A 9,050-nucleotide genomic window follows, 5' to 3' on the forward strand; every position below is an offset into this window, starting at 1 on the left:
CCCAGTCCCAGGGGCGCCGCAGTCCCGCTACCAGCCGCCCGCCCGAATTGCGCTCTTCGGGAGGTGAAGATGCGGCGGGCGGGGCGAAGGTTGCGTCATCTTCGGTCCGTCACCGCACCCGGCCGTCACCTCCAGGCGATGAGGAACGTCAGCAGCACGGTGGCTATGGCGACCACGATGCCCATCCGGCGGAGTTTGGCCTGCGCATCGCGCAGCTCCTCGGGCGGCTCATCGGGCGGGTCTGACCACAGCATGCGACCGATCCTGGGCCCGTCGCGGCTGTGGCGCCTGAGTACGCGTACTCAAGCGCCACAGCGCGAAGGACTAGTCAGTGCACAGTGCACCGATCTGCCGGGGGCGGCGGTGGTGCGACATGCGTCACACCCGCCGCTCGTCGGCCCGTCGGCCCGTCGGCTCAGTGTGGCCAGTAGCTCGTCCGCCAGGCGCGCGGGCCCGGGTGCGGCACCCGCGAGCGGGCCGGGACCGTCGAGGCGGGGTCCGACCATTCGCTGCCGTGGGCCGGTCCCTCGGGGGCGGCGGCAGCGGCGGCCACCGCCCGCGCCCGGACCACCGCCAGTGCGGCGGCCAGCTCCTCAGGGGTGGGATTGCCCCGTACGACCTTGATCATCGTGGACCGACCTCCTAGAGCGGGATGTTGCCGTGCTTCTTCGGCGGCAGCGCCTCGCGCTTGTTGCGCAGCGTGCGCAGCCCGCGGACGATGTGGCGGCGGGTCTCGGACGGCATGATCACCGCGTCGACATAGCCGCGCTCGGCAGCGACGTACGGGTTGAGCAGGGTGTCCTCGTACTCCCGGATCAGCTCCTGGCGGCGGGCGTCCTGTGCGGCCGGGTCCTCGATCGCGGCGAGGGTGCGGCGGTGCAGGATGTTGACCGCGCCCTGTGCGCCCATGACGGCGATCTGCGCGGTCGGCCAGGCGAGATTGAGGTCGGCGCCCAGGTGCTTGGAGCCCATGACGTCGTACGCGCCGCCGAACGCCTTGCGGGTGATGACGGTGATCAGCGGGACCGTCGCCTCGGCGTAGGCGTAGATCAGCTTGGCGCCGCGGCGGATGATCCCGTCGTACTCCTGGTCGGTGCCGGGCAGGAAGCCGGGCACGTCCACGAAGGTGATCACCGGGATGTTGTACGCGTCGCAGGTCCGCACGAACCGCGCGGCCTTCTCGGACGCCTTGATGTCGAGGATGCCCGCGAACTGCATCGGCTGGTTGGCGACGATGCCGACCGAGTGGCCCTCGACGCGGCCGAAGCCGGTGAGGATGTTCGGCGCGAACAGGGCCTGGGTCTCGAGGAATTCGTTGTCGTCCAGGACATGCTCGATTGCAGTGTGCATGTCATAGGGCTGGTTGGCCGAGTCCGGGATCAGGACGTCCAGCTCGCGGTCCGCGTCCGAGATCTCCAGGTCCGCCTCCTCCGGGAAGGCCGGTGGCTCGGAGAGGTTGTTGGACGGCAGGTAGGACAGCAGGCCCTTGACGTACTCGATGGCGTCCTTCTCGTCGCCCGCCATGTGGTGCGCCACACCGGAGGTGGTGTTGTGCGTGCGGGCGCCGCCCAGCTCCTCGAAGCCGACGTCCTCACCGGTGACGGTCTTGATGACGTCCGGGCCGGTGATGAACATGTGGGACGTCTGGTCGACCATGACGGTGAAGTCGGTGATGGCGGGGGAGTAGACCGCACCGCCCGCACACGGGCCGACGACCAGCGAGATCTGCGGGATCACGCCGGACGCATGGGTGTTACGGCGGAAGATCTCGCCGTAGGCGCCCAGCGAGACCACGCCCTCCTGGATGCGCGCGCCGCCGGAGTCGTTGATGCCGATGACCGGGCAGCCGTTCTTCAGGGCGAAGTCCATGACCTTGACGATCTTCTCGCCGAACACGCCGCCGAGCGCGCCGCCGAAGACCGTGAAGTCCTGCGAGAACACGGCCACCGGGCGGCCGTCGACCGTGCCGTAGCCCGTGACCACACCGTCCCCGTACGGCCGGTTCTGCTCCATGCCGAAGTCGGTCGAACGGTGCCGCGCGAATTCGTCGAGCTCGACGAACGAGCCCTCGTCCAGAAGCAGACCGATGCGCTCACGCGCCGTCAGCTTCCCCTTGGCGTGCTGCTTTTCCACCGCACGGGCGGAACCGGCATGAGTGGCTTCGTCGACCCGCCGCTGCAGATCCGCCAATTTGCCCGCGGTGGTGTGGATGGTTGCTTCCGGCTCGGACATCGGGATGCGGCTCCTGCTCGTCCTGGACTGGTGCTCGTACTGAGGGTGGTACGGGTGTGGCTACCGCCTCGTAGCGTAGCGGCGGGCCTGCTCTGCGGCACTGCGTCGTTGACCACACCTAGGCTGGTCCCATGACGCCTCAACCACCGGGAAACCAGGACAAAGACGCAGGCCGCTGGTCCGATCTGGAACGCCCGCCGCTGAACGAGCCGGCCCTGCGACGTGCCCTGCTGCGGCCCGGCTCGCTGTGGACCTCCCTCGACGTCGTCCCCTCGACCGGCTCCACCAACACCGACCTCGCGGCGCGCGCGGCCAAGGGGGAGATCGCCGAGGGCGCCGTCCTCATCGCCGAGGAGCAGTCGGCCGGCCGCGGACGGCTGGACCGCCGCTGGTCGGCCCCGCCGCGCTCCGGGCTCTTCTTCTCCGTCTACCTCACCCCCCGCGTCCCGATGGGGCGCTGGGGCTGGCTGCCGCTGCTCACCGGCGTGGCCACGGCCGCCGCCCTCGCCCGCTCGGCGGGCGTCGACACGGCGCTGAAGTGGCCCAATGACCTTCTGGTCAGCATCGACGGCGTCGAGTGCAAGACCGGCGGCATCCTCGCCGAACGCGCCGGGGACGGCGTCGTCATCGGCATCGGCCTCAACGTCTCCCTCCACGCCGACGAGCTGCCGGTGCCCACCGCGGGCTCCCTCGCACTCGCCGGCGCCCGCGGCACCGACCGTGACCCGCTGCTGCGCGCAGTCCTGCGCTCGCTGGAGGAGTGGTACGGCAAGTGGCAGGACGCCGTCGGCGATCCCGCGGCCAGCCGCCTCCAGGAGACCTACGCGGCCGGCTGCGCCACCCTGGGCCGCCCCGTACGGGCCGAACTGCCCGGCGACGCCGAGCTGCTCGGCGAGGCGGTGGCCATCGACGGCGAAGGCCGGCTGGTCCTGGCAACCGAGGACGGCGTGCAGCAGCCGGTGGCGGCGGGCGACATCGTGCATCTGCGGGCAACCGGAGGCAGTTATTCAGGCCAGCCGGAGTGACACGCGGAGGCGGGACGCCGCGTCCCTGGCAGCGCCCTGGCACGCCGGGCACCGAGTGAAGCCACCGACGGCTCCTGTCCCGGTCCACCCCGCTGTGCCTGCGTCCGCGACAGTGTTCTGGCATGCCGGGTACCAGGCGAAGCCACCGGCGGCTCCTGCCCTGGTCCACCCCGCCGTGCCCGCACGTGAGAGTGAGCCAGAGCACACCTGCCGTATCGTTGGGGCGTCCGCCGTGGAGCGGACCTTGGGCGAGAAGTGATCGGAAGGGCAGTGCGCAGGGACCGGACAGGGAGTATGCGGTGACCGCCGACGACTCGGGTGCCGCCCCGACGAGCGACCAGGACACCGGCCCGGACGACGAGCACACCGGCGCGGAGGACGAGGCAGCCGCGTCGCCCGACGGGCCCCTCGCCATCCGCCTCGAACAACTCATCCTCGGCGCCGACCGGCGCTACACGCCGTTCCAGGCGGCCCGCAGCGCCGGTGTGTCGATGGACCTCGCGGCCCGCTTCTGGCGCGCCATGGGCTTCGCCGACATCGGCCAGGTCAAGGCGCTCACCGAGGCCGATGTGCTGGCGCTGCGGCGCCTGGCCGGTCTGGTCGAGGCCGGTCTGCTCAGCGAGGCGATGGCCGTACAGGTCGCCCGCTCCACCGGCCAGACCACCGCCCGCCTCGCCGACTGGCAGATCGACTCCTTCCTGGAGGGCCTGACCGAGCCGGCCGACACGGGTCTGACCCGTACGGAGATCACCTACCCCCTGGTCGAGCTGCTCCTCCCCGAACTGGAGGAGTTCCTGGTCTACGTCTGGCGGCGGCAGCTGGCCGCGGCCACCGGCCGGGTCGTCCAGGCCCAGGACGACGCGGAGATGGTCGACCGCCGCCTTGCCGTCGGCTTCGCGGACCTGGTGGGCTTCACCCGGCTGACCCGCCGCCTGGAGGAGGAGGAGCTGGGCGAGCTGGTGGAGGCGTTCGAGACCACCTGTGCCGACCTGGTGGCCGCGCACGGCGGCCGGCTGATCAAGACGCTCGGCGACGAGGTTCTCTTCTCCGCCGACGACGCGGGCATCGCGGCGGAGATCGGGCTGCGGCTGATCGAGACCATGACCCATGACGAGACGATGCCGGAGCTGCGGGTCGGCATCGCTTTCGGCACGGTCACGACCCGGATGGGCGATGTCTTCGGTACGACCGTCAACCTGGCCAGCCGGCTCACCTCGATAGCGCCCAAGGACACCGTCCTGGTGGACGAGGCCTTCGCGGAGGAGCTGGGGCGTACCGGCGAGGCACCGGTCTCCGAGGCGGATGCCGCGGCCGCGGAAAAGGCCGCCGAGGAGGGCACGGGCGAGGCACCGCCGTCGTACCGTTTCGCCCTCCAGCCGATGTGGCAGCGCCCGGTCCGCGGGCTGGGCGTCATCGAGCCGTGGCTGCTGAGCCGCCGGGGCTGATCCCCCGCGGCGGGGTGGGCCGGGGCGGCGCATGCGGTCGAGCCGCGCCGGTGGCTGAGGCGCACCGGCCTGGGAGGCTGTCCTGTCGGCGTTGAGGCGCACCGGCCTGGGAGGCTGTCCCGTCGGCGTTGAGGCGCACCGGCCGGGAAGCCGTCCGGCCCGTCGTGCACGTGCCGGGAGTCCGTCCGGCCCGGGAGCCCGTTCTGCCCGTCGTGCACGTGACGGCCCGCGGGGAACACCGCCCGCCCCCGCCGCGTTGTGGCCCCGCAGGGGGCGCGTGCTCCCCTTAGGGGATCTGTTCGCCCGCCCCCTAAGGCCCCCTCCTGTTCGTGCGCCCCCGTACCTGAAATGATCCTGCCGGATCAGTCAGGTCAACGGTCGTTAACCGGGAGGGCGCTATGGAGGACGGCATGGACGGCGGCACGGCGGGCGAGGTGCGGCGGTTCGGCGACGAGGGCTGGGTCGGCATCGAGCGGCACGGCTTTGTGGCGGAGCTGGTCATGGACCGGCCCAAGGCCATGAACGCGGTCTCCACGGCGATGGCCGACGCGCTCGCGCAGGCGTGCGCCGAGCTGGCCGCCGACCGGTCCGTACGGGCGGTGGTCCTCACCTCCACCCATGAGCGGGCGTTCTGCGTGGGCGCCGACCTCAAGGAGCGCAACTCCTTCACCGACGCGGACCTGATGCGCCAGCGGCCGCACACCCGGGCCGCGTACACCGGTGTGCTGGAGCTGCCGGTGCCCACCATCGCGGCCGTCCACGGCTTTGCGCTCGGCGGCGGCTTCGAGCTGGCGCTGGCCTGCGATCTGATCGTCGCGGACGGCAGTGCGGTGGTCGGGCTGCCGGAGGTGTCGGTGGGGGTGATCCCCGGTGGCGGGGGCACCCAGCTGCTGCCGCGCCGGGTGGGGGCCGCCAGGGCGGCGGAGCTGGTGTTCACCGCGCGCCGGGTGCCGGCCGCCGAGGCCGCGGAGCTGGGGCTGGTCGACCAGCTGGTCGCCACCGGGGAGGACCGGGCGGAGGCGCTTGCGCTGGCGGCCCGGATCGCCCGTCACTCGCCCGTCGGGCTGCGGGCCGCCAAGAGGGCCCTGCGGCTGGGGCACGGGCTCGACCTGCGGGCCGGCCTGGAGGTGGAGGACGGCGCCTGGCGCAGCGTGGCGTTCTCCGGGGACCGGGCGGAGGGCGTCGCGGCGTTCAACGAGAAGCGGCAGCCGGACTGGCCGGGGGAGTGAGCCCCCCGCGCGCCGCTCGGGGCAACGCGACCGGAAAGGCGCGAATAGGGTTAAACATTCCTACGCTGTAGTACAGGGTGTGCTCACGGTAACGGAATGTGAGGATCCGGTGACGCGCGAGGCCGACGGCGATGCGAAGCTGCGGGCAGTGGTGGAGCTGGCGCAGGCGATGGCGGCCGCGCCCACGCCGCACGAGTCGGCGCGCGCCGCGGCCCTGGGCGCACGCCAGGCCCTGGGCGGCTCCTTCGCGGCGATCTCCAAGTGGGAGCGTGAGCTGGGCAAGCTGCGGGTCCTGGTCAATGTCGGCGAACTTGCCGTCGGGGAGCGGGAGTTCCCCGACGACGAGTGGTATCCGGTGCACGAGTTCCCGGAGATCGTCGGCTTCCTCCATGAGCGGTGGGCGGGCGGCGGCGAGCCCGAAGCCTGGGTGGAGACCGCCGAAGGGGCGTACGCGGACGACCGGCCGGGCGAGGACGACCGGCCGGGCGAGGACGACCGGCCGGGCGAGGGCGGCCGACCGGGCGAGGGCGGCCGCTCCGGTGCGGGCCGCTACAACCACCAGAGGGTGGCCGCGCTGCGCCGGCGCGGCCGCGGCTGCTGTGTGGTCGCGCCGATCGTGCTGCACGGGCGGGCGTGGGGCGAGCTGTATGTCGCGCGGCGCATCGGGGAGCCGGTCTTCGCCCGCCCGGACGCCGACTTCGCGACGGTGCTCGCCGCCGTCGCGGCCGCCGGGATCGCCCAGACCGAGCGCCTCGCCGAGGCCCGCCGGCTCGCCTTCACCGATGCGCTGACGGGCCTCGCCAACCGCCGCGCCGTGGACATCCGGCTGGACGAGGCGCTGGAGCTGCACCTGCGGGACGGGGCGGTGGTCAGCCTGGTGGTGTGCGACCTCAATGGGCTGAAGGAGGTGAACGACTCGCGCGGCCACGCGGTCGGCGACCGGCTGCTGGAGCACTTCGGCTCGGTGCTCTCGCTGTGCGGCGCGATACTGCCCGGCACCCTCGCGGCCCGGCTCGGCGGCGACGAGTTCTGTCTGCTGTCGGTGGGCCCGTCGTCCGACGAGGTGGCCAAGGTGGCAGGTGAACTGTGCGCGCGGGCCGGGGAGTTGGACCTCGGTGACGGGGTCGCGGTCGGGGTCGCCTCGACCGGCGACCCGATCGGGCCGGTACACACCGCGCGCCGCCTGTTCCGCCTCGCCGACGCCGCGCAGTACCGCGCCAAGGCGGCACGGTCGGGCGAGCCGGTGGTCGCCGGGCGGCACGGCGGCCCCGACGATCCGGTCGTACGGCTCGCGGACACACCGGAGCCGCGGCAGGGTCCGGAGCGACGGCGGTTCCGGAGGTGAAGCGATGGCCCGGCGGCCACTCTGGACGAGGCCGCCACTCTCGGTAAGGGGTGATCCGCAAATCCACTCGTGACATCCGACGATTCAGTCTCTAGGGTGCCTGAATATGGATATGCACACTGTGGTGCTGGGGACGGCCGGCACGACCGCACAGGACGTCATTGCGGTGGCCCGCGGCGCGGCCCGGATCGAGCTGCCCGAGGAGACGCTCGCGGCCGTCGCGGCCTCCCGCGCCTTCATCGACGACCTCGCCGCCAAGCCCGAGCCCGTCTACGGCGTCTCGACGGGCTTCGGTGCCCTCGCCGTCCGCCACATCAGCCCCGAGCTGCGCGCCCAGCTCCAGCGCAACATCGTCCGCTCGCACGCGGCCGGGATGGGCCCGCGGGTCGAGCGCGAGGTCGTCCGCGCGCTGATGTTCCTGCGCCTGAAGACCCTGGCCTCCGGCCGGACCGGCGTGCGCCCGGTGGTCGTCGAGACGATGGCCGCGATACTCAACGCCGGCATCACCCCCGTCGTCCATGAATACGGCTCCCTCGGCTGCTCCGGCGACCTCGCCCCGCTCTCGCACTGCGCGCTGACGCTGCTGGGCGAGGGGGACGCCGAGGGCCCCGACGGCGTCGTACGGCCCGCCGGCGAGCTGCTCGCCGCCCATGGCATCGCCCCCGTCGAACTGCGCGAGAAGGAGGGCCTGGCCCTCCTCAACGGCACCGACGGCATGCTCGGCATGCTCGTGATGGCCTGCGCCGACCTCGGCCGCCTGTTGACGTCGGCGGACATCACGGCGGCTCTCTCCCTGGAGGCGCTGCTCGGCACGGACAAGGTCCTCGCGCCCGAGCTGCACGCCATCCGCCCGCACCCGGGCCAGGCCGCCTCGGCCGCCAACATGCTGAAGGTGCTGGCCGGTTCGGGCTTCACCGGCCACCACCAGGACGACGCCCCGCGCGTCCAGGACGCCTACTCCATCCGCTGCGCCCCGCAGGTCGCGGGCGCCGGCCGGGACACTCTCGACCACGCGCGCCTGGTGGCCGACCGCGAGCTGGCCGCCGCCGTCGACAACCCCGTCGTCCTCCCCGACGGCCGGGTCGAGTCCAACGGCAACTTCCACGGCGCGCCGGTCGCCTACGTCCTGGACTTCCTGGCCATCGCCGCCGCCGACCTCGGCTCCATCGCCGAGCGCCGTACCGACCGCCTCCTGGACAAGAACCGCTCGCACGGGCTGCCCGCCTTCCTGGCCGGCGACCCGGGCGTCGACTCGGGCCTGATGATCGCCCAGTACACCCAGGCCGCCCTGGTCAGCGAGCTGAAGCGGCTGGCCGCGCCCGCCTCCGTGGACTCCATCCCGTCCTCCGCCATGCAGGAGGACCATGTCTCGATGGGCTGGTCGGCGGCGCGCAAGCTGCGCACCGCGGTCGACAACCTGACCCGGATCGTCGCCGTCGAGCTCTACGCCGCGACCCGCGCCATCGAGATGCGCGACGGCCTGACGGCGGCCCCCGCCACCCTCGCGGTGCTGGACGCCGTACGGGCGGCGGGCATCCAGGGGCCGGGCGGGGACCGTTTCCTGGCGCCCGACCTGGAGGCCGCGTATGTCTTCGTGCGGTCCGGGAAGCTGGTGGAGGCCGTGGAGTCGGTCACCGGGGAGCTGGCCTGACGGAGCGCCGTACGGCAGCGGCGGCTCCCGGACGGAGCACGTACGAGCGGCGCCGCCGCCCGGCCCTCGGGTCAGGCGACCCCGTCGCGGGTGCGGCGGACGGAGTGGCGGAACAGCCCGGCG

8 protein-coding genes are annotated in these 9,050 nt (G+C 72.8%); 5 read left to right on the forward strand and 3 right to left on the reverse strand.

Annotation, left to right across the window (positions count from 1 at the left end):
- Positions 1-125: 125 nt before the first annotated feature.
- The 3 genes from AB0D04_RS08860 to AB0D04_RS08870 form a co-directional block, all read right to left on the reverse strand.
- Positions 126-254, reverse strand: a complete 129-nt coding sequence (locus tag AB0D04_RS08860) for a hypothetical protein (RefSeq protein ID WP_362700851.1) — start codon at positions 252-254, stop codon at positions 126-128.
- A gap of 161 nt (positions 255-415) precedes the next feature.
- Positions 416-628, reverse strand: coding sequence for an acyl-CoA carboxylase epsilon subunit (locus tag AB0D04_RS08865; RefSeq protein ID WP_362700853.1), 213 nt, complete (start codon positions 626-628; stop codon positions 416-418).
- A 14-nt stretch (positions 629-642) separates the two neighbouring features.
- Entirely contained in the window at positions 643-2,232 is a 1,590-nt protein-coding gene (locus AB0D04_RS08870; protein WP_362700855.1) for an acyl-CoA carboxylase subunit beta, read from the reverse strand.
- Between the two features lie 131 nt (positions 2,233-2,363).
- On the opposite strand from AB0D04_RS08870, the gene AB0D04_RS08875 reads away from it, so the two are divergent.
- The 5 genes from AB0D04_RS08875 to hutH all read left to right on the forward strand — a co-directional run bounded on the left by AB0D04_RS08875 (position 2,364) and on the right by hutH (position 8,927).
- Entirely contained in the window at positions 2,364-3,257 is an 894-nt protein-coding gene (locus tag AB0D04_RS08875) for a biotin--[acetyl-CoA-carboxylase] ligase (protein ID WP_362700857.1), read from the forward strand.
- Between the two features lie 299 nt (positions 3,258-3,556).
- Positions 3,557-4,702 (forward strand): adenylate/guanylate cyclase domain-containing protein, encoded by a 1,146-nt coding sequence (locus AB0D04_RS08880; RefSeq protein ID WP_362700859.1) that lies wholly within the window; start codon positions 3,557-3,559, stop codon positions 4,700-4,702.
- Between the two features lie 398 nt (positions 4,703-5,100).
- On the forward strand, positions 5,101-5,931 hold the full coding sequence (locus AB0D04_RS08885) for an enoyl-CoA hydratase-related protein (protein ID WP_362700861.1): 831 nt from the start codon (positions 5,101-5,103) through the stop codon (positions 5,929-5,931).
- Positions 5,932-6,100: 169 nt separating this feature from the next.
- Complete coding sequence (locus AB0D04_RS08890; protein WP_362700890.1) at positions 6,101-7,276, forward strand: GGDEF domain-containing protein; 1,176 nt, start codon at positions 6,101-6,103, stop codon at positions 7,274-7,276.
- A gap of 106 nt (positions 7,277-7,382) precedes the next feature.
- Entirely contained in the window at positions 7,383-8,927 is a 1,545-nt protein-coding gene (gene hutH / locus AB0D04_RS08895) for a histidine ammonia-lyase (RefSeq protein WP_362700863.1), read from the forward strand.
- The last annotated feature ends 123 nt before the right edge of the window (positions 8,928-9,050 follow it).

The sequence above is a fragment of the Streptomyces sp. NPDC048483 genome (assembly GCF_040651455.1).
Taxonomy (GTDB): Bacteria; Actinomycetota; Actinomycetes; order Streptomycetales; family Streptomycetaceae; genus Streptomyces.

Excerpts from the sequence above, each read along its gene's own strand:
- AB0D04_RS08860 (WP_362700851.1), bottom strand. The coding sequence starts at position 254 with ATGCTGTGGTCAGACCCGCCCGATGAGCCGCCCGAGGAGCTGCGCGAT.
- AB0D04_RS08865 (WP_362700853.1), bottom strand. The coding sequence starts at position 628 with ATGATCAAGGTCGTACGGGGCAATCCCACCCCTGAGGAGCTGGCCGCC.
- AB0D04_RS08870 (WP_362700855.1), bottom strand. The coding sequence starts at position 2,232 with ATGTCCGAGCCGGAAGCAACCATCCACACCACCGCGGGCAAATTGGCG.
- AB0D04_RS08875 (WP_362700857.1), top strand. The coding sequence starts at position 2,364 with ATGACGCCTCAACCACCGGGAAACCAGGACAAAGACGCAGGCCGCTGG.
- AB0D04_RS08885 (WP_362700861.1), top strand. The coding sequence starts at position 5,101 with ATGGAGGACGGCATGGACGGCGGCACGGCGGGCGAGGTGCGGCGGTTC.
- AB0D04_RS08890 (WP_362700890.1), top strand. The coding sequence starts at position 6,101 with ATGGCGGCCGCGCCCACGCCGCACGAGTCGGCGCGCGCCGCGGCCCTG.
- hutH (WP_362700863.1), top strand. The coding sequence starts at position 7,383 with ATGGATATGCACACTGTGGTGCTGGGGACGGCCGGCACGACCGCACAG.